Source organism: Georgenia sp. SYP-B2076 (genome assembly GCF_003991205.1).
Lineage (GTDB): Bacteria > Actinomycetota > Actinomycetes > Actinomycetales > Actinomycetaceae > Georgenia.
The window spans coordinates 441,894-466,793 of record NZ_RXOZ01000011.1 but is presented as its reverse complement, the minus strand read 5'-3'; the positions used below and the strand labels follow the sequence as shown (position 1 = coordinate 466,793).

22 protein-coding genes and 1 riboswitch are annotated in these 24,900 nt (G+C 74.3%); of the genes, 18 read left to right on the top strand and 4 right to left on the bottom strand.

Annotated elements, in window-relative coordinates; translation table 11 throughout:
- Nucleotides 1–60 precede the first annotated feature (60 nt).
- Entirely contained in the window at nucleotides 61–681 is a 621-nt protein-coding gene (locus EJK16_RS06950; protein ID WP_127127649.1) for a hypothetical protein, read from the top strand.
- 8 nt (nucleotides 682–689) lie between these two features.
- Here EJK16_RS06950 and EJK16_RS06945 read toward each other — a convergent pair whose 3' ends face one another.
- Nucleotides 690–1,874 carry a DUF3866 family protein gene (locus tag EJK16_RS06945; RefSeq protein WP_240645830.1) on the bottom strand — a complete coding sequence of 395 codons (1,185 nt, stop codon included), beginning with the start codon at nucleotides 1,872–1,874 and terminating at the stop codon, nucleotides 690–692.
- Nucleotides 1,875–1,965: 91 nt separating this feature from the next.
- On the opposite strand from EJK16_RS06945, the gene ligD reads away from it, so the two are divergent.
- Nucleotides 1,966–3,021 (top strand): non-homologous end-joining DNA ligase, encoded by a 1,056-nt coding sequence (gene ligD, locus EJK16_RS06940; protein WP_127127645.1) that lies wholly within the window; start codon nucleotides 1,966–1,968, stop codon nucleotides 3,019–3,021.
- A 30-nt stretch (nucleotides 3,022–3,051) separates the two neighbouring features.
- Here the strand turns inward: ligD and EJK16_RS06935 are convergent, their stop codons facing one another.
- Together EJK16_RS06935 and rox are read right to left on the bottom strand one after the other, a co-directional pair.
- On the bottom strand, nucleotides 3,052–4,131 hold the full coding sequence (locus EJK16_RS06935) for an ATP-dependent DNA ligase (protein ID WP_127128027.1): 1,080 nt from the start codon (nucleotides 4,129–4,131) through the stop codon (nucleotides 3,052–3,054).
- 98 nt (nucleotides 4,132–4,229) lie between these two features.
- Complete coding sequence (gene rox / locus EJK16_RS06930) at nucleotides 4,230–5,657, bottom strand: rifampin monooxygenase (protein WP_127127643.1); 1,428 nt, start codon at nucleotides 5,655–5,657, stop codon at nucleotides 4,230–4,232.
- A 255-nt stretch (nucleotides 5,658–5,912) separates the two neighbouring features.
- A riboswitch (FMN riboswitch) is annotated at nucleotides 5,913–6,042 on the top strand.
- An 87-nt stretch (nucleotides 6,043–6,129) separates the two neighbouring features.
- Between rox and ribD the strand changes: the two genes are divergently transcribed.
- From ribD to EJK16_RS06865, 13 genes are all read left to right on the top strand, one after another.
- Nucleotides 6,130–7,197: a bifunctional diaminohydroxyphosphoribosylaminopyrimidine deaminase/5-amino-6-(5-phosphoribosylamino)uracil reductase RibD gene (gene ribD / locus EJK16_RS06925; protein WP_240645829.1), complete on the top strand. Its 1,068-nt coding sequence runs from the start codon at nucleotides 6,130–6,132 to the stop codon at nucleotides 7,195–7,197.
- Nucleotides 7,197–7,796 (top strand): riboflavin synthase, encoded by a 600-nt coding sequence (locus tag EJK16_RS06920; RefSeq protein ID WP_127127639.1) that lies wholly within the window; start codon nucleotides 7,197–7,199, stop codon nucleotides 7,794–7,796. The genes ribD and EJK16_RS06920 overlap by 1 nt, the downstream gene beginning before the upstream one ends.
- Nucleotides 7,793–9,166 carry a GTP cyclohydrolase II gene (gene ribA, locus EJK16_RS06915; protein WP_127127637.1) on the top strand — a complete coding sequence of 458 codons (1,374 nt, stop codon included), beginning with the start codon at nucleotides 7,793–7,795 and terminating at the stop codon, nucleotides 9,164–9,166. Before EJK16_RS06920 ends, ribA begins: the two co-directional genes overlap by 4 nt.
- Nucleotides 9,163–9,648 carry a 6,7-dimethyl-8-ribityllumazine synthase gene (gene ribH / locus EJK16_RS06910; protein ID WP_127127635.1) on the top strand — a complete coding sequence of 162 codons (486 nt, stop codon included), beginning with the start codon at nucleotides 9,163–9,165 and terminating at the stop codon, nucleotides 9,646–9,648. The genes ribA and ribH overlap by 4 nt, the downstream gene beginning before the upstream one ends.
- Before the next feature lie 61 nt (nucleotides 9,649–9,709).
- Nucleotides 9,710–10,714, top strand: coding sequence for a YafY family protein (locus tag EJK16_RS06905; protein WP_240645828.1), 1,005 nt, complete (start codon nucleotides 9,710–9,712; stop codon nucleotides 10,712–10,714).
- Nucleotides 10,707–11,681 (top strand): YafY family protein, encoded by a 975-nt coding sequence (locus EJK16_RS06900; RefSeq protein ID WP_127127633.1) that lies wholly within the window; start codon nucleotides 10,707–10,709, stop codon nucleotides 11,679–11,681. The genes EJK16_RS06905 and EJK16_RS06900 overlap by 8 nt, the downstream gene beginning before the upstream one ends.
- 4 nt (nucleotides 11,682–11,685) lie before the next feature.
- Nucleotides 11,686–12,012 (top strand): hypothetical protein, encoded by a 327-nt coding sequence (locus EJK16_RS06895; RefSeq protein WP_127127631.1) that lies wholly within the window; start codon nucleotides 11,686–11,688, stop codon nucleotides 12,010–12,012.
- Nucleotides 12,013–12,223: 211 nt separating this feature from the next.
- Entirely contained in the window at nucleotides 12,224–12,658 is a 435-nt protein-coding gene (gene tatA, locus EJK16_RS06890; protein WP_127127629.1) for a Sec-independent protein translocase subunit TatA, read from the top strand.
- 54 nt (nucleotides 12,659–12,712) lie between these two features.
- Entirely contained in the window at nucleotides 12,713–13,471 is a 759-nt protein-coding gene (gene tatC, locus EJK16_RS06885; protein WP_127127627.1) for a twin-arginine translocase subunit TatC, read from the top strand.
- A gap of 35 nt (nucleotides 13,472–13,506) precedes the next feature.
- Complete coding sequence (locus EJK16_RS06880) at nucleotides 13,507–14,466, top strand: diacylglycerol kinase family protein (protein WP_240645827.1); 960 nt, start codon at nucleotides 13,507–13,509, stop codon at nucleotides 14,464–14,466.
- Nucleotides 14,463–17,336, top strand: coding sequence for an RNA helicase (locus EJK16_RS06875; RefSeq protein WP_127127623.1), 2,874 nt, complete (start codon nucleotides 14,463–14,465; stop codon nucleotides 17,334–17,336). Before EJK16_RS06880 ends, EJK16_RS06875 begins: the two co-directional genes overlap by 4 nt.
- 361 nt (nucleotides 17,337–17,697) lie before the next feature.
- Entirely contained in the window at nucleotides 17,698–19,398 is a 1,701-nt protein-coding gene (gene lnt / locus EJK16_RS06870; protein ID WP_127127621.1) for an apolipoprotein N-acyltransferase, read from the top strand.
- Nucleotides 19,395–20,168, top strand: a complete 774-nt coding sequence (locus EJK16_RS06865) for a polyprenol monophosphomannose synthase (RefSeq protein WP_127127619.1) — start codon at nucleotides 19,395–19,397, stop codon at nucleotides 20,166–20,168. The genes lnt and EJK16_RS06865 overlap by 4 nt, the downstream gene beginning before the upstream one ends.
- Before the next feature lie 160 nt (nucleotides 20,169–20,328).
- Here EJK16_RS06865 and EJK16_RS06860 read toward each other — a convergent pair whose 3' ends face one another.
- Nucleotides 20,329–20,679 (bottom strand): RNA polymerase-binding protein RbpA, encoded by a 351-nt coding sequence (locus EJK16_RS06860; RefSeq protein WP_127127617.1) that lies wholly within the window; start codon nucleotides 20,677–20,679, stop codon nucleotides 20,329–20,331.
- Between the two features lie 304 nt (nucleotides 20,680–20,983).
- On the opposite strand from EJK16_RS06860, the gene EJK16_RS06855 reads away from it, so the two are divergent.
- The 3 genes from EJK16_RS06855 to EJK16_RS06845 all read left to right on the top strand — a co-directional run bounded on the left by EJK16_RS06855 (nucleotide 20,984) and on the right by EJK16_RS06845 (nucleotide 24,872).
- The gene (locus tag EJK16_RS06855; protein WP_240645826.1) at nucleotides 20,984–21,562 is read left to right on the top strand and encodes a biotin transporter BioY; all 579 of its coding nucleotides are present in this window, start codon (nucleotides 20,984–20,986) and stop codon (nucleotides 21,560–21,562) included.
- A 60-nt stretch (nucleotides 21,563–21,622) separates the two neighbouring features.
- The gene (locus tag EJK16_RS06850) at nucleotides 21,623–22,024 is read left to right on the top strand and encodes a VOC family protein (protein ID WP_127127613.1); all 402 of its coding nucleotides are present in this window, start codon (nucleotides 21,623–21,625) and stop codon (nucleotides 22,022–22,024) included.
- A gap of 460 nt (nucleotides 22,025–22,484) precedes the next feature.
- Nucleotides 22,485–24,872: an excinuclease ABC subunit UvrA gene (locus tag EJK16_RS06845; protein ID WP_127127611.1), complete on the top strand. Its 2,388-nt coding sequence runs from the start codon at nucleotides 22,485–22,487 to the stop codon at nucleotides 24,870–24,872.
- Nucleotides 24,873–24,900: the final 28 nt, after the last annotated feature.

The window sequence follows — 24,900 nt, the reverse complement described above, 5'->3', positions numbered from 1 at the left end:
GTACCGACGGTTCCGGGACACGCTGCGCCGAGGGGGCGCCGTGGGGTATAGAGAGGGCTCATGGCCCCCTACGCCGACCAGCCCGCACGCCGCGCCCGTCAGATCCTGGGCGACGCCACCGTCGCCGCCTGGCTGGTGATCTGCATCCTCGCCGGGCGCACGGTCCACACGGCCATCCTCGCCGCCCAGGAACCGGGGCGGCGCCTCGCGGACGTCGGCGCGAGCGTCGCCGCGAACATGGCCGAGGCGGGGCGCCAGGCCGGCAGCATCCCGCTGCTGGGGGAACGGCTCGGCCTCCCGTTCGAGGCGGTGGCGGGCGCCGGGGCGCAGGCGCGCGACGCCGGCGACCAGCTCGTGCGCGTCGTCGGCGACATCGCGTTCACCCTCGGCGTCGTCGTCGCCGTGGTGCCCGCGCTCCTCGTCGTGGTGCCGTGGCTGGTGCTGCGGGTCCGGTATGCGCGCGAGGCGGGGGCGCTGCGCGCGATGCTCGCCTCGGCGGAGCCCATCGACCTGCTCGCCCTGCGGGCGCTGGCCGGGCAGCCCCTGCGCCGGCTCGCCGCCGTGAGCGCGTCGCCCGTCCGCGACTGGCGCGCCGGCACTCCCGCGGTCGTCAGGGCGCTCGCCGAGCTCGAGCTCGACCGGTGGGGCGTGCGGGCGCCACGCTCGCCGGGCGGGTCGTAGCCCCGGGCTCAGGCCGGTGGTTCCGCGGCGCCCTCGGCCAGGCGCGCCGCGTGCATCCCCGCGACGCCGGCGGCGAGGAACGCCGCCGGGTCCTGCTCCAGGCCGCGCCCCATGGTGGACAGCCGCACGGGCGAGTCCGCGAGCGCCGCCGCCAGCCCCTCGGTCGAGACCTCGACCAGGCGGTGGATGCCGGTCGGGGCGCCGAGCGTCCGGGCCTGCTCGCGCACGCGCGCGCCCAGCCCCGCGGGGAGGCCGCGCTCCAGGTCGGTGCCGGCGTCGAAGTGCGGCACGACGACGTCGGCCGGGGCCAGGGCCACGCGCCCGTAGGCGGTCATCGAGTGGTGGGAGATGCCGAGGTGCCGCTCCCGCGGGTCCGCCCCCGAGACCCGGAGCGAGGCGACGGGCGCGCCGCCGAGCGTCGCGACGGCGTTGACGGCGTCCCCGCACACCGTCCCCGAGAAGCCCCACCGGGTGCCGGTGCCGAGGTTGCCCGGCCCCTGGGCGACGACGGCGACGTCCGCCCCCAGCACCAGGCGCGCGGCGAGCAGCCCCGAGTGCAGGCTGACGGCCTCCAGGTCGCCGCCGAACGCCTGACCCACCGTGACCGACCCCCACAGCCACCCGGCCTCGCGCAGCCCGGCCAGCGTGCGGGAGAACCACGCCGGCAGCGCCCCGCCGTCGGTCATCACGTACGCGACGCGCAGCGCGGGCGCGGCGCTCCGGATCCCGGCGACGACGGCCGGCACGGCGGAGTGCAGGTCCGCGACGACGACCGGCAGCCCGGCGAGGTCGTCCGCGTCCTCGAGCAGGTGATGGTGGGCGGACTCCTGCTCGTCAACGCCGAGGACCATCGTCTGCAGCGGCGTGTACCTGCCCTTGACGAGGTGCCCGGGCCCCGCCGGGGGGTCGGCCGGCAGCCGGTCGGGCAGCGCCACGACCATCGCGTAGCCCCCGGTGCCCAGGCCCCGGGCGAGGGCGGCAGCCGAGAGGGTCACCCGGTCGCCCACCCGGGGCTCGCCCACGAGCCCCGGGTAGGCCAGCGCCCGGACCGTCGCGCCGGGCGGGAGCACGCCGTCCGGGGCGTCGTCCGGTGCGCTGCCGGACGGCGGCCCCTGGATCTCCACCGCGAGCTCCGTCGCCCCGTCCCAGGTCGCCCGAAGGGCCCGGACCACGCCGTCACGCCAGATCATCACGCCCGTCACGCTACCGGCCCTCGGTGAGGGCGCCGAGCGTGCTGCGCCCGATCGCCACGCCCCGCGGCTGGGCCCGCGGTAGCGTTCGGCCATGGCAGCGGCGAAGACCCCGGCGGTCGAGATCGAGGTGGGCGGGCGCGCCGTGCGGGTGAGCAACCCGGACAAGGTGTACTTCGCCGAGGTCGGGATCACCAAGCGGCAGCTCGTCGAGTACTACCTCAGCGTGGGGGAGGGCATCCTCCGCGCCCTGCGGGAGCGCCCGGTCACGCTGGAGCGCTGGCCGGGCGGGGTCCGCGCGGACGCCAAGCGGGCCACGCGCACCGACCCCCACGGCGACGCCTTCTTCCAGAAGCGCATCCCGGAGAGCGCGCCGGACTGGATCGAGACCGCCACGATCGCCTTCCCGAGCGGCCGGACGGCGGCCGAGCTGTGCCCCACGGACCTCGCGGCCATCGCCTGGGCCGTCAACCTCGGCACGATCACGTTCCACCCGTGGCCCGTCCGGCGCGCCGACGTGGACCACCCCGACGAGCTGCGCATCGACCTCGACCCGCAGCCCGGGACCGACTTCGCCGACGCCGTCGCCGTCGCCGCCGTGGCCCGGGAGCTGTTCGACGAGCTCGGCTGGACCGCGTACCCGAAGACGTCGGGCAACCGCGGGCTGCACATGTACGTGCGGATCCAGCCGCGCTGGACCTTCACCGACGTGCGGCACGCGGCCATCGCCCTGGGGCGCGAGCTCGAGCGGCGGCTCCCCGGCCGTGTGACGACGAAGTGGTGGAAGGAGGAGCGGGGCGAGGAGATCTTCGTCGACTACAACCAGAACGCGCGCGACCGGACCATCGCCAGCGCCTACAGCGTGCGTCCGCTGCCGCACGCGCCGGTCTCGGCGCCGCTTGCCTGGGACGAGATCGCCGACGTCGACCCCCGAGACCTCACCGTCGCCACGATGCCCGCGCGGTTCGCGGAGCGCGGCGACGTCCACGCCGGGATCGACGACGTGGCCCACGACCTCACCCCGCTGCTGGAGTGGTTCGCGCGCGACGAGCGCGACGAGGGGCTGGGCGACCTGCCCTACCCGCCGGAGTATCCGAAGATGCCGGGGGAGCCGAGCCGCGTCCAGCCCAGCCGGGCCAAGCAGGAGTAGCCGGGGGCGGCGCTCCGGGCCCGCCGGGCGCTACCGGTCGGCGGCGACGTCCCCGAGGACGTCGCCCAGGTCGAACCGCACGGGCACCTCGAGCTGCTCGTAGGTGCAGGACTCCGGCGCGCGGTCGGGGCGCCAGCGCCGGAACTGCGCGGTGTGCCGGAACCTCGTGCCCTCCATGTGGTCGTAGGCCACCTCGACGACCCGTTCGGGCCGGAGCGGCACCCACGTGAGGTCCTTGCCGGCGTTCCACCGGCTCTGGGCGCCGGGCCGGCGGCCCCCCTCGTGCGACGCCGCGTCCGCCCAGTCTCCCCAGGGGTGCTCGGCCCCCTCGGCGAGGCGGAGCGGCTCGAGCTCCTCCACCAGCTCGGCGCGGCGCTTCATCGGGAACGACGCGGCGACACCCACGTGCTGCAGCCGTCCGCCGTCGTCGTACAGACCCAGCAGCAGCGAGCCCACGACGTCGCCGGTCTTGTGCCACCGGAAGCCGGCCAGCACGCAGTCGACGGTGCGCTCGTGCTTGGTCTTGAGCATCGCGCGCACGTCGGGCTGGTACGGCGCGGCCAGCGGCTTGCTCACCACGCCGTCGAGCCCGGCGCCCTCGAAGAGCCGCAGCCACTCGCGGGCGACGTCGACGCTCGTGGTGGTGCGGGTCAGGTGGACCGGCGGCCGGGCGTCGGCGAGCGCCTGCTCGAGCAGGGCGCGGCGCACGGACAGTGGCTCGCCCTGGAGGTCGCGGTCGCCGAGGGCGAGGAGGTCGAACGCGACGAAGGCGGCGGGCGTCTCGGTGGCGAGGAGATGGACGCGGGAGGCGGCCGGGTGGATGCGCTGGAGCAGGGCCTCGAAGTCGAGGCGGTCGCCGGTGACGATGACGATCTCCCCGTCGACGACGCAGCGCGGCGGCAGCTGGGCGCGGGCCGCCTGGGCCACCTCCGGGAAGTACCTGGTCAGTGGGCGCTCGTTGCGGCTGCCGATCTCCACCTCGTCGCCGTCGCGGAAGATGATGGCCCGGAAGCCGTCCCACTTCGGCTCGTACAGGTAGTCCCCGGTCGGCACGTCCTTGACGGACTTGGCCAGCATGGGCGCCACCGGCGGCATCACGGGCAGGTCCATGCCAGGTCTCCTGGTGGCCGGTCCGGCCGCGTCGCCGCTCGCACTCATGGGCTCAGCGTAGGGGCGGGGCGCGCGCCGGTCCTGCGGATGGGGCTCGGTCAGCGCGCGGCGGCGCCGAACCACGTGGGCAGCCGGCTGAGCAGGTCCCGCTGGTCGTCGCCGACCCACGCCACGTGGCCGTCGGGCCGCAGCAGCGCCGCGGGCAGGTCCAGCTCCTCGCTGACGTCGACGACGTGGTCGACCCGGTCCGCCCAGCCCGCCACTGAGAGCCGGCCGGTCTGGTCGAGGAGCAGCCCGCGGCCACCGTGCGTCAGCGCGTAGAGGCGACCGTGCCGCAGCGCAACGTCCCGCAGCCGGCGGCCGAGCAGCTCGTGGCCCTCGCCGAAGTCGTAGCGGACGCCGATGGCGGTGATCTTCTCGATGAGATACCGGTTCACGTCCTCGAGGTCCATCAGCTCCGACAGCAGCCGGCGCACGGCCTGGGGGCCCGGTTCGAGGGACAGCAGCTGGGCCTGTGCGCGGGTGGTGTCCAGCACGTCGGCGGCCACGGGGCGCCGTTCGGCGTGATAGCTGTCCAGCAACCCCTCGGGCGCCCAGCCGTGAACGGCGGCGGCCAGCTTCCAGCCGAGGTTGAAGGCGTCCTGGATGCCGAGGTTGAGTCCCTGCCCGCCCATCGGCGGGTGGATGTGCGCCGCGTCTCCGGCGAGCAGCACGCGGCCGGCCCGGTAGCGCTCGGCCAGCCGGGTGGCGTCGCCGAAGCGGGAGAGCCAGCGCGGTGAGTGCGCACCGAAGTCGGTGCCGGCGACGGCCCGCATCGCCTGCCTCAGCTCGTCCAGTGTCGGCGGGACCGTGCGGTCCTCGGCGACCTCCCGAGCGGGCGCGACGACGCGGTACACCCCGTCCCCGAGCGGCCCGGCGCCGAACCCGCGCTGCGTCTCGCGGACCTGGGCCACCACCGCGGCCAGCTCCGCCGGCGGCACCGTCGTCTCCACCTCGCCCAGCAGCCACTCGGCGCTGGCGGGCTCGCCGGGGAAGCCGACGCCGAGCAGCTTGCGCACCGTGCTGCGTCCGCCGTCACAACCGACGAGGTAGCGCGAGCGCAGCTGCGTGCCGTCGGCCAGCCGGGCGTCCACCCCGCGGGCGTCCTGGCTCAGGCCGACGAGCTCGCCGCCGCGCCGGATCCGGGCGCCGAGCTCCGCGGCGCGCTCGGCCAGCAGGCGCTCGGTGGTGGTCTGCGGGATGCCGAGGACGTATGGGTGGGCGGTGTCCAGCAGGCCCGGCGCCGGCTTGGTGATGCCGGCGAAGGACCCGCCCAGCGGGTACTTCGTGCCGAGCGCGAGAAATCGCTCCAGCAGGCCGCGCTGGTCCATCACCTCGACGCTGCGCGCATGCAGGCCGAGCCCGCGGACGACCCTGCTCGGCTCCGCCTCCTTCTCCAGCACGAGCACGTGCACGCCGTGCAGCCGCAGCTCGCTCGCCAGCATCAGACCGGTCGGCCCGCCGCCGACCACGATGACGTCGATCATGAACGCTCCCACCCACGAGATCGCCGGTTCGCCACAGTCACGCCTGCTGGGCGAGCTGCTTCCGCCTCGGTCGGCGATTCTGCGGCACGACCCGGGTCTTGCGGCAAGGCCCCCGGCGGGCTATATCGTGAAAGTGGCGGGACGAACCCCTCGTCCAGGCCCGTCCGCATGCCGGGCCGTGTGCGCCGTCGTGTCCGCATGGTGACCGATCCGTGCACGGCGACACCTGACGTCATGCATGATGGCCGCAGAGCAACACGTGCTCCGGGGTCGGTGAAATTCCGAGCCGGCGGTGACAGTCCGCGACCCGTGCGCCTCGGCGCACGGCTGACCTGGTGGAACTCCAGGACCGACGGTGAAAGTCCGGATGGGAGGCAGCACGTGGCGGCGCGCCGCGGACCGATGGGTCGGCGCCGTCGCCACCCTGCGGCGTCCCCTCGCCCCGGCCCACGTGCCGGAGGAGAGGAGAGACGTGGAGACCAGGCCCATCACCCGCGAGGACGCCGCCCTCGAGCGCGCCCTCGACCTGGCGGCCCGCGGCACGCTCGCGGGCGGGAACCCCCGCGTGGGCTGCGTGCTCCTCGCGGCCGACGGGGCCGTCCTCGCCGAGGGCTGGCACCGCGGCGCCGGCACCGCCCACGCGGAGGCCGCCGCGCTGGCCGCCGTGGCACCCCAGGACCGTGCCCGCCTGGTCGGTGCGACGGCCGTGGTCACGCTCGAGCCCTGCCACCACACCGGTCGCACCCCGCCGTGCTCGCGCGCCCTCCACGCCGCCGGGGTGGCGCGGGTCGTGCACGCGCTGGACGATCCCACGCCGCGGGCCGGTGGGGGCGCCGCGTGGCTGCGGGAGCAGGGCGTCGACGTGGTCACGGCGGCCGAGGCGGGCCTGCGCGGTGAGCTCGTGACGCGGGCGCGCGAGCTGCTCGCCTCCTGGGCGACCGCGGGCCTGCGGGGCCGTCCCTGGCTCATCGGCAAGACGGCGACCACGCTCGACGGCCGGGTTGCCGCACCGGACGCGACGAGCCGGTGGATCACCGGCCCCGAGGCCCGCGCCCACGCCCACGAGGTGCGCGGCCAGGTCGACGCGATCGTCGTCGGCACCGGCACCGTGCTGGCGGACGACCCCGCCCTCACCGTCCGCACCCCCGGCGGCCCCGCGGCCCCGCGGCAGCCGGTGCGCGTCGTCGTCGGCGAGCGCCCCGTCCCCGCCCACGCCCGCCTGCGCCGCGGCGAGGGGGAGTGGCTGCACCGGCCGACCCATGACCTGGCGGCGGTGCTCGGCGAGCTCCACGCCCGCGGGATGCGGCACGTCCTGCTCGAGGGCGGCCCCACGCTGCTCACCGCCGCCCTGCGGGCGGGACTGGTGGACGAGCTGCACGCGTACGTCGCCCCGGTCCTGCTCGGCGCCGGGCCGGGCGCGGTCGGCGACCTCGGCGTCACCACGATCGGCCAGGCCCTGCGCTGGCGCACCACCTCGATCCGGCGGCTCGGGGACGATGTCCTCCTCACCGCCCTCCGCACCCGAGAAGGGAAATGCTGATGTTCACCGGACTTGTCGAAGAGGTCGGCACCATCCGTTCGCGCCGGGAGGTCGACGGCGCCGTGCTCCTGTCCGTGGCCGCCCGCGCCGCGCGGGAGGGCCTGGCCCACGGGGACTCCGTCGCCGTGGCCGGCGTGTGCCTGACCGTAAGAGACCTCGACGACGGCGGTTTCGTCGCCGACGTCATGCCGGAGTCGCTCCGGCGCACCAGCCTCGGCCGCCTGGCGCCGGGCGACCCGGTCAACCTTGAGCGCGCCACCCGGGTCGGCGCCCGCCTCGGCGGGCACATCGTGCAGGGGCACGTCGACGGCGTGGGCACCGTCGTGCGCCGCGAGCCCGGGCCGCGCTGGGACGAGGTCGAGGTCGAGCTGCCCCCGGCGCTGGCGCGGTACGTGGCCGAGAAGGGCTCGGTGGCCGTGGAGGGGGTGTCCCTCACGGTCACGCACGTCACCGCGTCCACGTTCGGCGTCTCCCTCATCCCGACGACGCTGGCCGGGACCACCCTGGGCGCCCTGGCCGTGGGCGCCGCGGTCAACCTCGAGGTGGACGTCGTGGCGAAGTACGTCGAACGCCTCCTGACCGCCGGGGCGCTCCGATGAGCGCGGCGACCGGCCAGGAGCAGCGCGCCGCGGGCGCCGGCGCCCAAGTCCCGGAGGGCCGGGCGGCCGGCCGGGTCGAGGCCGCCCTGGAGGCGCTGCGCCGCGGCAGGCCGGTGCTTGTGGTCGACGACCCCGACCGCGAGAACGAGGCCGACGTGATCCTCGCCGCGTCCGCCACGGACGAACGGTGGGTCGCGTGGACCATCCGCCACACCTCGGGATACCTCTGCGCCCCGATGCCGGCCGCCCGCGCCGACGCCCTCGCGCTGCCCCTCATGGTGCCCGACTCCCAGGACCCCCGGCGCACCGCCTACACCGTCTCCGTCGACGCCGCCCGCGGCGTGACCACCGGGATCTCCGCGGCCGACCGCACCCGGACCCTCAAGGCCCTGGCCGACCCGGCCTCGGGTCCGGGCGACCTCATCCGCCCCGGGCACGTGCTGCCCCTGCGAGCGGTCCCCGGCGGGGTCCTGGACCGCGCGGGCCACACGGAGGCCGCCGTCGACCTCTGCCGGCTGGCCGGTGTCGGGCCGGTGGCCGCCATCGCCGAGCTCGTGAACGACGACGGCACGATGATGCGGCACGAGGACGCGGGCGCCCTCGCGAGGGCCGAGGGGCTGGTGCTGCTGACGATCGCGGACCTCGTGGCGTGGCGACGCGAACACGACGACCCTGGCCACGACGGCCCGGGCGCCGCGACTGCCGCGGTCTCTGCGCGCGTGGCCGCCACCGCGCGCGTCCACGCGACCGGCACCGCCACGCTGCCCACCGCGTTCGGCACGTTCGCCGCGCACGGCTACCGGGACCTGCGCACGGGCGCCGAGCACCTGGCGATCGTCGCCGACCCGCCCGCCGGGGCCGCGGACCGGCCGCCGCTCGTGCGCGTGCACTCCGAGTGCCTGACCGGGGACGCCTTCGCCTCCTTGCGGTGCGACTGCGGCCCCCAGCTGCACGCCGCCATGCGGCGCGCGGCCGACGAGGGCGGGGTCGTGGTCTACCTCGGCGGGCACGAGGGTCGCGGCATCGGGCTGCTGGAGAAGATCAGCGCCTACGGCCTGCAGGACACCGGGCTGGATACCGTCGAGGCCAACCTGCGGCTCGGCTGGCCGGTGGACGGCCGCGAGTTCGGCGCCGCCGCGGCGATCCTGGCCGACCTGGGCCTCGGCGCGGTGCGGCTCATGACCAACAACCCCGACAAGGTCGACGGGCTCTGCGCCGGCGGCATCGCCGTCAGCGAGGTCGTCGGCCTCGAGGTCGGCCTGACGGAGCACAACCGGGACTACCTCATGACCAAGAGGACGGCCATGGGGCACCACCTGCCCGGCCTCGGCGCGCCGGGTGCCGAAACCTTCGAGAGGGAAGAACGATGAGCGGAGCGGGAGCACCGAGGCTGCGGGTCGACGGGAGCGGCCTCAGGGTCGTGGTGGTCGCGGCGCAGTGGCACACCGAGGTCATGGACGGCCTCCTGGCCGGCGCCCGGCGGGCGCTCGAGGACGCGCGCGCGAGCGTCACCGTGGTGCGCGTGCCCGGCTCGTTCGAGCTGCCCGTGGTCGCCGCCGAGGCGGCCCGCGGCGGCGCGGACGCCGTCGTCGCCCTCGGCGTGGTCATCCGCGGCGGCACCCCGCACTTCGACTACGTGTGCCAGGCGGCGACGTCGGGGCTCACCGAGGTCAGCGTGCGCACCGGGGTGCCGGTGGGCTTCGGGGTGCTCACCACCGACGACGAGCGCCAGGCGCTCGATAGGGCCGGCCTGCCCGGCTCGAGCGAGGACAAGGGGGCCGAGGCGGCGGAGGCGGCGGTGGCCACCGCGGTGGCCCTGCGCGCGCTGCGGGGGGCGGCTGTGGACGCCTGACAGGCGCCGGCCGACCACAGCGTGGAAATCGGGGGACCCGGCTGCCGGTAGCGTGAGCGCCGTGGCACAGCGCGTGGAGGCGGCGGAACGGCTGCTCGACCTGGTGATCGCCCTGACGCACACCACGCGGTGGATGACCAAGAGGCAGATCCGCACGCAGGTGAACGGTTACGCCGATGCGGTCAGCGACGACGCCTTCGAGCGCATGTTCGAGCGCGACAAGGACCTGCTGCGCGAGATGGGCGTGCCGATCGTCGTCGAGCACGACGCGGCGCACGAGGACGACGTCGGCTACCGCATCGACACCGAGGGCTACACCCTGCCGCCGGTCTCCTTCACCCCGGCCGAGGTCGGTGTGCTGTCCCTGGCGGCCGAGCTGTGGCAGGACGCGTCGCTGCGTTCCTTCGCGGGCCGGGCGATGACCAAGCTGCGCGCCGTGGGGCCGGCGGCCGACCCGGATGCCCACGCGGGCCTCGCGCTGCGCGTGCGTGGGCCGGAGGCAGCCTTCGCGCCGCTGCTGGAGGCCATCGACGCGCGCCAGACGGTCACGTTCACCTACCGCGCGGCCTCCACGGGCCAGGTGGCCCGGCGCACCGTCCAGCCGTGGCGGATCCTCAGCCGGGACCACGGCTGGTACCTCGTCGGGATGGACACGGACCGGGGCGCGCCCCGCGCGTTCCGCCTCTCCCGCATCTCCGGGCGGGTGCGCGCCACCGGAGCGCCGGGTGCCTTCACGGTGCCGCCCGACGTCGACGTGGAGTCGCTGCTCGCGCGGGCGCGGCCGCGCTCGGGCACCGCGCACCTGGCCATCCTCCCGGACCGGGCCGCCGCCCTGCGGGTCCGGGCGGCCGACGGCGGGACGGACACCGCCTCGCCCGGCGGCGGCCCCCTGACCGACCGGGACCTCGTCACGGTGCCCTTCGCCGACCTCGAGGTACTGGCGGAGGACATCGCCGGCTACGCCGAGTCCGTCCTGGTGCTCGGCCCGCCCGAGCTGCGCGAGTCGGTCCTGCGCCGGTTGCGCGCCATCGCGGCGCTGGACACGGGGGATCGGGCCGATGGCTGAGACCACCGCCGACCGGGTGACCCGGCTGCTGTCCCTCGTGACGTACCTGCGCGAGCACCCCGGCGTGCCGGTCGCCGAGGTGGCCGCGCAGTTCCGGACCACCGAGGCCCAGGTGCTCGCGGACGTCAACCTCCTGTGGGTCTCCGGCACGCCCGGATACCTCCCCGACGACCTCATCGACTTCTCCGCCGAGGCGCTCGACCACGGCGAGCTCACGCTCACCGACCCCCGCGGGATGGACCGGCCCCTGCGCCTGAGCTCCTCCGAGGCGCTGTCCCTCCTCGTGGCGCTGCGCTCGCTCGCCGAGCTGGCCGGTGCGGCGCCTGGTCTCGCCGCGGAGCAGGACGCCCTCGCGTCGGCGACGGAGAAGCTCGCCCGGGCGACCGGTCACGCCGTCGAGCAGGCCGCCGCCGTCCAGGTGCACGTGCGCGCGGACGTGCCGACCGCCATTCTCGACACGGTGCGGCGGGCCGTGGACCAGCGCCGCCGCCTGCACCTGCGCTACGTCTCCGCGGCCGACGTCGTCACGGAGCGCGACGTTGACCCGGTGGAGCTGCGCTCCGACGGGGTGACGTGGTCGCTGCGGGCGTGGTGCTACCGCGCCGAGGGCGGCCGGACGTTCCGGCTGGACCGCATGCTCGCCGTCCGGGTGCTGGGTGCGCCGGTCGCCGAGCACCCGGGGATGACCCGCGAGGAGCCCGGGGCCTGGTCCGGGGACGGCCGCCTCGTCACCCTCGAGCTGGCGTCCCAGGCCCGTTGGGTGGCGGAGCACACGCCCGTCGAGGAGGTCACGGACCTCCCCGACGGCGGGCTGCGCGTGCGCCTGCGCGCCGGGGACCCCGCCTGGGTCACCAACCTCCTGCTCTCGCTCGGCGAGTCCGTGCGCTCGGTGGAGCCGCCCGAGCTCGCCCGCCAGGTCGCCGCGCGGGCGCGCGCGGCCCTCGCCGCCTACGACCGCCTATCCTGAGCCCATGTGGTGGCTCGTGTGGGTGGTCCTCGTCCTCGGTGCGCTCGGCACCGCGGCCCTGCTCGGGCTGCGGCTGTGGCGCCAGGTCAAGGCGCTGGGCCGCGAGGCGAGCGGCGCCGCGCAGCTGATGAGCCGCCTCGAGCCGACCGGGCCGGGTCCCGGCCCGGTCGGCGGCGCGGACGCCCCGCACGTGCCCGGCCCGGCGGGGGACGAGGCCACGCTGCGCCGGGCGCGGGCGGACCGCGCCCGCATCAAGGCGCGCCGCGCGGCTCTGCGCGCCGCCCGCCTCGACCGCGTCCAGGCGCGCTGGCGCGCACACGGCCTGGCGTAGCCCCACCCCCCCCGCGCCGAGCGGTCAAGTACTCGCACCGCCGCCGCTCGCCGGCACCCGCGCGCCCGCCAGGTGTCCGGCAGATGACCGGCGCAAGGTCCGGCGTCGACCGCCGAGTGACGCTCCGGCGTCGTCCCGGAGGGCCGCGCGGAAGGTGCGTGACGTGCGGGTATTCTGCAGACAAGTCCGACCCACGACCGAAGGTGCACCGATGTTACGTTCCGGCCTCCAGCCCTGGCACATCATCGTCCTGGTGGTGGTGATCCTGCTCGTCTTCGGCGCCTCGAAGCTCCCCGACATCGCCGGCAGCATCGGCAAGTCGCTCAAGGTGTTCAAGAAGGAGGTGAAGGAGCTGCGCGAGGACGACGACACCACGTCGTCCTACACCGCCACCGGCGGAACGCCCCCGCAGACGACGTACCCGCCGTACCCCGGGACGCAGAACCCGGCCGGCGGACCCGTGCCGCCCGGCACCCCACCTCCCGCGGGCACCGCCTACCCGCCGGCGAACCAGCCCTACCCCACGGGCGGCCAGCCCTACCCGCCGGCGAACCAGCCCTACCCGCCGGCGAACCCGCCGCACACGGACCAGCCGGTCGACCCGCAGACGGGCCAGTACCCGCCGCAGCCGCCGCAGCAGTCCTGACCGGTGAGCGGGAAGACCCGCGCACGCCCACGCAGGCGCGACCCCGAAGGGCGGATGCCGCTGGGAGATCATCTGCGTGAGCTGCGCAGACGCATCCTCTGGGCGGCCGTGGGCATCGTCATCGGCGCGGTCGCCGGATGGTTCCTCTACGACCCGTTGATCGGGGCGATGACGGCCCCGCTGGCCGTGATCTCGCAGGACGGCCGTGAGGCGGCGCTGAACTTCGGCACCGTCGGCTCGGCGTTCGACCTCAAGGTCCAGATCGCGGTCTTCCTCGGCCTGTTCCTGTCCAGCCCGTGGTGGATCGGGCAGCTGTGGATGTTCGTGACCCCGGGGCTGACCCGCAAGGAGCGGCTCTACTCGCTCTCGTTCATCCTCTCCGGGGCCGTGCTGTTCATCGCGGGCGGCGCCCTGGCGTGGTGGGTCCTCCCGCACGCCGTGGAGGCGCTGACCTCCTTCACCCCGGTGTCGGCGCTCAACCTCATGGACGCGCGGACCTACTTCAACTTCTTCATGCGGGTGATCCTCGTCTTCGGGGTCGCCTTCCTCCTGCCCGTCATCATGGTCGGCGTCAACTTCCTCGGCGTGGTCTCCGGGCGCACCTACCTGAAAGCCTGGCGCTGGGCCGTCATCGGCGCCTTCACCTTCGCCGCCTTCGCGAACCCGCTGCCCGACGCGTGGTCGATGATCGCCCTCGCGCTGCCGATCTGCTTCCTCTTCTTCGGCGCCGTCGCCGTCTCGATGCTGCGCGACCGCAGGGTGGCCAAGCGCCGCGCCGCGACCGCCGCGGCCGACGCGGCGAACGGCCTGTGACCCCGGCGGGCGGCGCACGCCCACGCTCCGGACGGGTGGGGCTTGTGGTCAACCCCAGCGCCGGCAAGGGACGCGGTCAGAGGGTCGCCCGACAGGTGCGTGCGGGCCTGGCGGCCGCGGGCCTGGACACCCTCGACCTGTCCGGGCCGGACCTCGACGTCGCGACGTCGCGTGCCCGCGTCGGTCTGTCCCGGGGGATCGACGCCCTCGTCGTCGTCGGCGGCGACGGCATGGTCCACCTGGGCGTGAACGTCGTCGCCGGGACCGGCGTCCCCCTCGGCATCGTCGCGGTCGGCTCCGGCAACGACGTCGCCCGTGACCTCGCGCTGCCCGTGCACGACGTCGGAGCCTCCGTGGCGCTGATCCGTGAGGCGCTCGACGGCCCGGCCGCCGCGCCGGACGACGCCGCGCCGGCCCCCGCGGGGATCCGGGCCCTGGACGCCGTCGCCGTCTCCCGCCCGGGAGAACCGGCCGAGCACTGGTACATGGCGGTGCTCTCGTGCGGCATCGACGCCGCCGTGAACGACCGCGCCAACAAGCTGGCCTGGCCGGCGGGGGCGGGCCGCTACGTGCGCGCGCTGACGACGGAGCTGAGCGCCTTCGAGCCCTTCGGCTACCGGGTGACGATGGACGGCGAGGTGTGGGAAGGCAACGGCACGCTGGTGGCCGTGGCGAACACGCGCAGCTTCGGCGGCGGGATGCGCATCGCGCCGGACGCCGAGCCCGACGACGGCTTGCTGGACGTCGTGATCGCCGACGGGCTGAGCCGCACCGCCCTCCTGCGTCTCTTCCCGCGCCTGTACAACGGCACCCACGTGTCCCATCCCGCGGTGCAGGTCCGGCGCGCGCGCAGCGTGCTGCTCGAGCCCCTCGTCAGCCACGGGGCTCTGCCGCCGGTGGCGTTCGCCGACGGCGAGCGCCTCGACGCGCTCCCGCTGCAGTGCGACCTGCACCCGGGCGCTGTGAGGGTGCTGGCACGTACGCTCGGATCATGACCTCGGCAGATGAGACGGCCTCCCCTGCGGAGCGGTACGCCGCGTCCCGGCGCCGTCAGCAGGCCGCACGCACCGAGCTCGCCCGGTTCCGCGGCTCTCTGGAGTTCGAGCTCGACGACTTCCAGGTGCGCGCCTGCGAGGCGCTGGAGTCCGGCCACGGCGTGCTGGTCGCGGCCCCGACAGGCGCGGGCAAGACCGTGGTGGGCGAGTTCGCCGTCCACCTCGGCGTCGCCACCGGGCGCAAGACGTTCTACACCACGCCCATCAAGGCGCTGAGCAACCAGAAGTACCTCGACCTCGTCGCGGTGCACGGCAAGGCCAGCGTGGGGCTGCTGACCGGGGACACCACGATCAACGGGGACGCGCCCGTGGTGGTGATGACCACCGAGGTGCTGCGCAACATGCTCTACGCGGGCTCCTCGGCGCTGGCCGGTCTCGGCTTCGTCGTGATGGACGAGGTCCACTACCTCGCGGACCGGTTCCGGGGGCCGGTGTGGGAGGAGGTCATCATCCACCTGGACCAGGCGGTGCAGGTGGTGTCCCTCTCGGCCACCGTCTCCAACGCCGAGGAGTTCGGCGAGTGGCTGACGATGGTGCGCGGCAACACCGAGGTGATCGTCTCCGAGCGGCGCCCCGTGCCCCTGTGGCAGCACATGATGGTGGGCAGCCGGCTCCTCGACCTGTACTCCGCCCACGTCGACCCCACCGACGTGCGCGCGGACCCGCCGCTGAACCCGCACCTCGTCGACGCCATCCGGCGCGCGCAGCGGGCGGGCAGCGCGCATCCGCCGTCGGGACGGAAGGGGCGCGGCGCCGTCGGGCGGGGGGCGCCCGCGGGCCACGGCTCCGGCGCGCGCGGCGGCCACCGGCAGCCCGGCCGCGGGGCGCACTTCCCCGCGCGGATCCGGCCGGCCCCGCGGCCGGTCGTGGTCGAGGCGCTCGACAGGGAGGGCCTGCTGCCCGCGATCGTGTTCATCTTCTCCCGCGCCGGGTGCGAGGCGGCCGTGCACCAGACGGTCAACGCCGGGATCCGGCTGACCACCGCGGCGGAGGCCGCGACGATCCGCACCGTCGTGGAGGCGGCGTGCGCCGCCGTCCCGCCGGAGGACCTCGCGGTGCTCGGCTACGACTCCTGGGCGCTCGCCCTGGAGCGGGGTGTCGCGGCCCACCACGCCGGCCTGCTGCCGGTGTTCAAGGAGACCGTCGAGCAGCTCTTCGCGGCCGGCTACGTCAAGGTCGTGTACGCCACCGAGACGCTGGCGCTGGGCATCAACATGCCGGCCCGGTCGGTGGTGCTCGAGTCGCTGGTGAAGTGGAACGGCAGCGCGCACGTGCAGCTCACGCCGGGGGAGTACACCCAGCTGACGGGGCGCGCAGGGCGCCGCGGGATCGACATCGAGGGCCACGCGGTCGTGCTCTACTCCGACGAGATCGACCCCGTCGCCGTCGCCGGCCTCGCGTCCCGGCGCACGTACCCGCTCCGCTCGGCGTTCCACCCCACGTACAACATGGCGGTCAACCTGCTCGGGACCATGCCGTACGCGGACGCCCGCGAGGTCCTCGAGACCTCCTTCGCCCAGTTCCAGGCCGACCGCGGGGTGGTCGGCCTCGCCCGGCAGGCGCGCAAGCACGCCGACGCCCTCGCCGGCTACGCCGAGGCGATGACCTGCCACCTCGGGGACTTCGCCGAGTACGCCGAGCTGCGGCGCCAGATCAAGGACCGCGAGGCCGACCTCTCCCGCGGCCGGTCCGTCGCCCAGCGCCAGGAGGCGCGCCGCTCCCTGACGGGGCTGCGGCGCGGCACGGTCGTGGCGTACTCCCGCGGGCGCCACACCGCCCACGCCGTGGTCCTGGAGAGCGACGACGGCGGCTTCGACGGCCCGCAGCTGCGGGTCCTCACCGACGAGAAGCAGGTGCGCACCCTCACCACCCTCGAGCTGCCGCGCGGCGTGACGGAGGTCGGCAGCGTGCGCGTGCCCAAGGGGTTCAACCCCCGCAACCCGGCCCAGCGCCGCGACCTCGCGTCATCCTTGCGCAACGCGCTCGTCGAGGGACGTCTCGGCGCCGACCTGGACGGCCCGCGCGGGCGAGCCCAGGTGCCGTCGGCCGCCAGCACCGACGCCGAGCTGACCCGGCTGCGCCAGCAGCTCCGGGCCCACCCGTGCCACGGCTGCTCCGAGCGCGAGGAGCACGCCCGGTGGTCCCAGCGCTGGATGCGGGCCAAGGAGGAGCAGGAGCAGCTCCTGCGGCGCATCCAGGAGCGCACCGGGTCGATCGCCGAGGACTTCGACAAGGTCTGCGCGGTGCTCACAGAGCTCGGCTACCTCGTCCCCGGCCGGGCCGCGGACGACCTCAAGGTCGGGGAGGACGGCAGGTGGCTGGCCCGCCTGTACGCGGAGAAGGACCTGCTGCTCGCGGAGTGCCTGCGAACGGGGGCGTGGGACCTGCTCACGCCGGCCGAGCTCGCCGCCATCGTGTCCACCACCGTGTACTCCGCGCGCACGGCCGAGCTGCGCGGTCCCGGGGCGGTGCCGGGCGGACGGCACGGCAGGCTCGGGCAGGCCATCACGGCGACCGGCACGATCGGTGAGCGGCTCGCCGAGCTCGAGCGCCGGCACGGGCTGCCGGTGGGGGAGCCCGTCGACCTCGGCCTCGTGGGGGCCGTGCACCTGTGGGCCACGGGGGCGCCGCTGGCCGACACGCTCCTCGTGGCGGACCTGGGTGCCGGCGATTTCGTGCGCTGGTGCAAGCAGGTTCTGGACGTCCTCGACCAGATCGGGGTGGCCGCTCCCAGCGCGCGCGTGGCGGCCCGCGCGCACGACGCGATGTCCCTCGTGCGCCGCGGGGTCGTGGCGTGGTCGAGCGTGTGATCGGGACCGGATCGACAGCTGATCAGCGACACACCGGCGACACGCCGGAGACGTTGGCAAGCGGCGCAATCTGTGATCCTCCCTGACCTGCGTCCTTCGCCGTGACCTGCGCGGACGCCGGGTTGTGGTCGCCCCAAGGGGCGCGCTAGGTTCGTGCTCTGTCCCCCACCGAGCAGGCCACCGCAGCGGTCTCCGCGGCGCGTGGGCGGCCGGTGGGCAAGCAGTGACCAGGCCCGCGTACCCGTTAGAAAACGGCTGGTCCGCCGCGAGGCGGCCCATCCGGTCCGAAGGGTACGCGGGTCTGTCGTCCGCCCAGGGGCCGCGGCGTCTGCGCTGGTCCGGCCGCACCTAGACTGACCTGGTGCGTCACCCCTTCCCCTCCCGCCGGTGGACCGCCCTGCTCGCCGCCGCGGGCGGGCTGGCCGCGGAGACGGCGTTCCCGTCCCGGTCCTGGTGGCCGATGGCCTTCGTCGGCCTTGCGCTCCTCCTGCTCGCCCTGCGCCGAGACTCCGCACGCTGGGGCTTCGTCGTCGGCTTCCTCTGGGGCCTAGCATTCTTCCTGCCGCACCTGTGGTGGGCCAACCACGCCGTGGGGGAGCCGATCGGCTGGATCGCACTCTCGGTCGCCGAGGCGGGCGCGATCGGCGCCTTCGGCGCCATGTGGGCGTGGGCCCGGCGCGGCGCGTGGCTCCAAGACCGCCTCTGGCTGCAGGTCCTCGCGGTCGCCGCGCTCTGGGTGGCGGTGGAACAGCTGCGTGGGCGATGGCCCTTCGGCGGGTTCCCGTGGGGGGCGCTGGCCTTCTCCCAGACGGACGGGCCGCTGCTGCGCCTCGCCTCCGTGGGCGGCACGACGCTGGTCAGCGGCGTCGTCGTCGTGCTCGGGGCCCTGCTCGCCATCGCGCTGGCGCGGGTGCGCCGGCTGCAGGTCGGCTCCGCCAGCGCGGCGGTCGTGGTCGCCGTCGCACTGATCTTCGCGCCCATGTTCGTGCCGCTGGGCACGCGGGCAGAGAGCGGCACGCTGCGCGTGGGGGCGGTCCAGGGCAACGTGCCCACCCGGGGGGCGGAGGCGGTCTCGCAGGCGCGCGCCGTCACCGCCAACCACGCCGACGGCACCCGCGCGCTGCTCGACCACGTCGCGCCCGGCGACCTCGACCTCGTGCTCTGGCCGGAGAGCTCGGCGGACATCGACCCCCGGGTCGACGCCGAGGTGCGCGCGACCGTCGACGCCGCCGCGCAGGCCGTGAGGGCGCCCATCCTGCTCGGCACCCAGCGGTTCTTCCCTGAGGTGCGCTACAACGACTACATCCTGTGGGAGCCGGGTCAGAAGCCGGGCCAGGGCAACGAGGTGAGCTACACCAAGCAGCATCCCGTGCCCTTCGGCGAGTACATCCCGCACCGCGACTTCTTCCGCCAGATCACGACCGCCGTCGACCTCGTGGGCACGGACATGGCGGCCGGGACCAAGATGGCGCTGCTGCCGGTGCCGATCGCGCGACTGGGCCGGACGGTGCCCATCACCACGGCGATCTGCTTCGAGGTGGCCTACGACGACCTCATCCGAGAGTCGGTCATGGCCGGCGGGGAGCTCATCGTGATCCCCACCAACAACGCCTCGTTCGGGATGACCCAGGAGTCGACGCAGCAGTTCGCGATGTCCCGGTTCCGCGCGGTGGAGCACGGGCGGGCGGTGGTGCAGGTGTCCACCGTCGGCGTCAGCGGCATCGTCAGCCCGAACGGAGTCGTCCAGCACAGGACGGGCCTGTTCACCGCCGAGCAGATGATCGAAGGGCTGCCGCTGCGCACCTCGATCACCCTGGCCGACCGGCTCGGGCAGTGGCCCTCGCGCGCCGTCGGCCTCCTCGCGGTCCTCGCCCTCGTGGGCGGCTTCGTCAGCGCCTCCCGGGCCCGCGGCGAACGCCGTGCCGCCGAGGCCGCGGCGGGAGCCGGGCGGGCGTCCCGGCGCGGCGGGCAGGGCGGGCAGCGCGGCGGGCAAGCGGCGCCGCGCGGGCAGGGCGCGCAGCCCGGCGGGCGCCCCCGTACCGCGGGCGGAGCGCGCCGGTGAGGACACTCGTCATCATCCCGACCTACAACGAGAGTGCCGCCCTCCCGACCGCCATCTCGCGCACCCGCGCGGCGGTCCCAGAGGCGGACCTGCTCATCGTCGACGACGGGAGCCCCGACGGCACCGGGGAGATCGCCGATGCGGCGGCCGCGTCGGACGACCACGTCAACGTCCTGCACAGGACGGCCAAGGACGGGCTCGGGCGCGCGTACGTGGCCGGGTTTGGCTGGGCCCTCGAGCGCGGGTACGACCTCGTGGTGGAGATGGACGCCGACGGCTCCCACCGCCCCGAGCAGCTGCCGGCGATGCTCGAGCGCGCCGCGAGGCCCGACGCGCCGGACCTCGTGCTGGGCTCGCGGTGGGTGCCCGGCGGCGAGGTGGTCAACTGGCCGGCCCACCGCCAGCTGCTCTCCCGCGGCGGGAACCTCTACGTCCGCCTGGCCCTGGGGCTGCCGGTCGAGGACGCGACGGGCGGCTTCCGGGTCTATCGGGCCGACACGCTGCGCCGCCTCCCGCTGGGCGAGATCGAGTCGCAGGGGTACTGCTTCCAGGTGGACATGACCTGGCGCGTGCACCGCCTCGGGGGTCGCATCGTCGAGACGCCGATCAGCTTCGTCGAGCGCGCCGAGGGCGAGTCGAAGATGAGCCGGGACATCGTGCTCGAGGCACTGTGGCGCACGACGGTGTGGGGGCTGGCGCACCGCGGCGGCCAGCTGCGTCAGGGCCTGCGACGCGTCCTATGCGCCGACCGCCGTCGTCGCGTGGGCTGAGACCTGCCTCCCCACGTATGGCCGAGCGCCGCCTCCTCGTGGGCGAGCGGCTCGTGGGCGACCGGCGTCATGGGCCGACCGGCGTCACCTCAGCCACAACGAACGGCGGCCCGCCCGGTCCAAGGACCGGGCGGGCCGCCGTGTGGGTGCGCTGCGCCCGTCAGGCGCTGCGACGCCGGAGCTCACCGCTGCGAAGCAGGGCGAGGCGCTCCTCCAGGAGCGTTTCCAGCTCGGGGATGGAGCGTCGTTCGAGGAGCATGTCCCAGTGAGTACGCGGCGGCTTGACCGCCTTCTTGGGCTCGGGCTTGGTGGCGTCCAGGAGGAGCGCCTCCTTGCCGCACTTGCACTCCCACACGGCCGGGACCTCGGCGTCGACCGAGAACGGCAGGTGGAAGGTGTGCCCGTCGGGGCAGGTGTACTGCGCTTCGATCCGCGGAGCGAAATCGACGCCCTCGTCCGACTCCATACTGTTGGCGCCGATCTTCATGCCGCGCAGTGAGCGTTCCGCCATGTGCATCTCCCTCGCTCGTCAATGGTTGTGCTCGTCAGTGGTCCAGCGTCCTGTGTTCGCGCCGGCCGGGAGCGCGTAGACCCGCGAAGGGCCCGCCGCCGTCCTTGTTCCACCTGAAGTAACGTCGTGGCCCGCCGTCGTGTTCCAGACACGGGGTGACGGTCGTGTGAAGTTCGTCTATCTCAGACTCGAGCACCGGATTGGGGAACAACGGTCGGGTGAGGCATCCTGACCCAGTCCATCCGAACCGATGAGGGAGATCGCGATGTCCAACGCCGCTACCGCAGCGTCTATTCTACGGCCGGTGCTCGCCGATGCCCTGCCGGGTGCGCGTGTGCGTGACGTCACCCTGGTGCTCGGGGGAGCGGCATTCGTCGCCGTCGTCGGTCAGGCCGTCGTCCCGCTGCCCTTCACGCCCGTCCCTCTCACCCTGGGGACGTTCGGCGTGCTGCTCGTGGGCGCCGCGCTCGGGCCCGTGCGAGGCGCGCTGAGCATCGTGGCGCTCGTGCTGGCCGGGCTTGCCGGCGTGCCGGTGTTCGCCGACGGGACGGCCGGCTGGGCCTTCGCCTCATTCGGCTACGCCGTCGGCTACCTGCCCGCGGCGGCGCTCATCGGATGGCTGGCCCGGCGCGGCGCGGACCGTTCGCCGTGGCGCACCGTCGTCAGCGCCGTGGGCGCGACGACGCTCGTGTACGCCGTCGGCGTTCCGTGGCTCATGGCGTACCTCGGGATCGGACTGCCCGAGGCCCTCGCCCTCGGCGTCGTGCCGTTCCTCGTCGGCGATGCGGTCAAGGCCGCGGCCGCGGCCCTGCTCCTGCCCGGCACCTGGCGCCTGGTGGGGGAGCGCCCCACCCCCTCCAAGGCTCGACAGGTCAAGTCCTAACCACCGGGCGTGGGCCCGTCCCGCCACCACCTGTCAGTCCCGACGGCGAAAGTGACTTCCGTGCCGCAACTTGCCATGGTCAATCTCCTTGTCCGCGAGTACGACGAGGCCATCGCCTTCTTCACGAACGCCTTCGGCCTCGAGCTGCTCGAGGACACGCCCCAGGGACCGACGAAGCGGTGGGTCGTCGTCGGTTCCCGCGCGGCCGGCGCCGGCCTCCGGCTGGCCCTGGCCACGAGCGAGTCGCAGCTGGCCCGCGTGGGCAACCAGAGCGGTGAGAGCGTCGGCTTCTTCCTCCATGTCGAAGACTTCGAGGCGACGCTCGAGCGGGCGCTGGCCCACGGCGCGGTGGCCTGCGAGGAGCCTCGCCACGAGGCACACGGACGCGTGATCATCCTGGCGGACCTCTACGGGAATCGGTGGGACGTGATCGAGCCCCCGGCCGGCCGTGCTGATCGGTAGGAGGGGGCACCGGTGCGACCGGAGGGGCCACCGCGCTAGCCGCGGCCCCTCTCGGTGGCCACGTCGACCTCGTTGCCCTCGGCGTCGGCGAGGGTCCATCACGCCGGCGCGTGCGCGTCGCTGACCAGGTGACCGCCCGCCGCGATCGCCGCCGCGCCCCGTGCCTCCGCCTCGTCGTGACGGACAAGCGCGTCGTGGACGTGGATGTGTGGTGAGACCTTGCCCCGGCCCGGCCCGGCCCAGCACTGTGCACCGGGCTTCCCTCAGTGTCACCACGGACGCGCTGGCCGGGGTGCGGTCTGCCGCCTCGGCCGGCCGCAGATAAGGTACGCAGCGGACTCGTTGCCGCATTCGCGGCCACGAAGCAGGACCAGACGTGCTGCACCAACCTGGTGAGACCGAGCCAGGCGACGCCGACGGGGACCGCAGAGGCGATCCCCGCGAAACCGAGGGAGACACGATGAGCCCGGCCACGAGGACGGACACGCAGTCGCCTGCGCTGCATGTCGCCGACAGCCACGGTCTGATCCGTGTGCAGGGCGCGCGCGAGAACAACCTCAAGGACGTCAGCGTCGAGATCCCCAAGCGCCGGCTGACGGTGTTCACCGGTGTCTCCGGCTCGGGCAAGAGCTCGCTGGTGTTCGGCACGATCGCCGCGGAGTCGCAGCGCCTGATCAACGAGACCTACAGCGCGTTTGTGCAGGGCTTCATGCCGACGCTGGCGCGGCCCGACGTCGACGCCCTCGACGGGTTGACGACGGCTATCATCGTCGACCAGGAGCGGATGGGGGCCAACCCCCGCTCCACGGTAGGCACCGCCACCGACGCCAACGCCCTGCTTCGCATCCTCTTCAGCCGTCTGGGAGACCCGCACATCGGCTCGCCCAACGCGTACTCCTTCAACATCCCCACCGTGCGCGCGAGCGGTGCGATCACCGTCGAGCGGGGCAACAGGACGAAGGCCGAGAAGGCGACGTTCAACCGTCTCGGTGGCATGTGCCCGCGGTGCGAGGGCATGGGTTCGGTCACCGACTTCGACCTGTCTGCGCTGTACGACGAGACGAAGTCGCTCAGCGAGGGTGCACTGACGGTCCCCGGCTACAGCATGGACGGCTGGTACGGCCGCATCTTCAGCGGTGCCGGCCTCGACATGGACAAGCCGATCGAGAAGTTCAGCAAGAAGGACCTGCACAAGCTGCTCTACGCCGAGCCGACCAAGATCAAGGTCGAGGGCATCAACCTCACCTATGAGGGGCTGATCCCCAAGATCCAGAAGTCGATGCTCTCCAAGGACGTCGACGCCATGCAACCGCACGTCCGTGCCTTCGTGGAGCGGGCGGTGACGTTCACGACCTGTCCCGAGTGCGACGGCACCCGGCTCGGCCCGGAGGCGCGCTCCTCGAAGATCGACGGGAAGAGCATCGCCGACCTCTGCGCCATGCAGATCAGCGACCTCGCCGACTGGGTCGGCAACCTCGACGAGCCGTCGGTGGCCCCGTTGCTCACCGGGCTGCGGCACCTCCTTAACGCGTTCGCGGAGATCGGTCTGGGTTATCTCTCGCTCGACCGGCCGGCCGGCACCCTGTCCGGGGGAGAGGCGCAGCGCACGAAGATGATCCGGCATCTCGGCTCGTCCCTCACAGACGTCACGTACGTGTTCGACGAGCCGACGATCGGCCTGCACCCGCACGACATCCAACGGATGAACGACTTGCTGCTGCAGCTGCGGGACAAGGGCAACACCGTCCTCGTCGTGGAGCACAAGCCCGAGACGATCACGATCGCCGACCACGTCGTCGATCTCGGCCCCGGCGCCGGCACGGAGGGCGGCACCGTCTGCTTCGAGGGCACCGTCGAGGGGCTGCGGGGGAGCGGCACCACCACCGGCCGCCACTTCGACGATAGGGCCACGCTCAAGGAGACGGTGCGGACGCCCACCGGCGCGCTGGCCGTCCGGGGCGCGTCGACGCACAACCTCAAGGACGTGGACGTCGACGTCCCGCTCGGGGTGCTCTGCGTCGTCACCGGCGTCGCCGGCTCCGGCAAGAGCTCGCTCATCCAGGGCTCGGTCGCCGGCCGCGACGGCGTGGTGGTGATCGACCAGGGCGCGATCCGCGGCTCGCGGCGCAGCAACCCGGCGACGTACACCGGGCTGCTCGACCCGATCCGCAAGGCGTTCGCGAAGGCAAACGGCGTGAAGCCGGCGCTCTTCAGCTCCAACTCCGAGGGCGCGTGCCCCACCTGCAACGGCGCCGGCGTCATCTACACCGACCTGGGCGTCATGGCCACCGTCGAGTCGACCTGCGAGGAGTGTGAGGGGAAGCGGTTCCAGGCGTCGGTGCTGGAGTATGCGCTGGGCGGCCGGAACATCGCCGAGGTGCTCGCGATGTCCGTGACCGCGGCCGAGGAGTTCTTCGGCGACGGCGAGGCGCGGATCCCGGCCGCGCACACCATCCTCTCTCGGCTCGCAGACGTCGGTCTCGGCTACCTCACCCTCGGCCAGCCGCTCACCACGCTCTCCGGCGGCGAGCGGCAGCGGCTCAAGCTCGCCAGCCAGATGGCGGAGAAGGGCGCCGTCTACGTCCTCGACGAGCCGACCACCGGCCTCCACCTCGCCGACGTCGAGCAGCTGCTCGGCCTGCTCGACCGGCTCGTCGACGCCGGCAAGTCGGTCATCGTCATCGAGCACCACCAGGCGGTCATGGCGCACGCCGACTGGATCATCGACCTTGGCCCCGGTGCCGGCCACGACGGCGGCCGCGTCGTCTTCGAAGGCACGCCCGCCGACCTCATCGCCACCCGCCCGACCCTTACTGGCGAACACCTCGCGGCCTACGTCGGAGCCTGACCGGCTCCGGCTGACCAAGACATCGCGC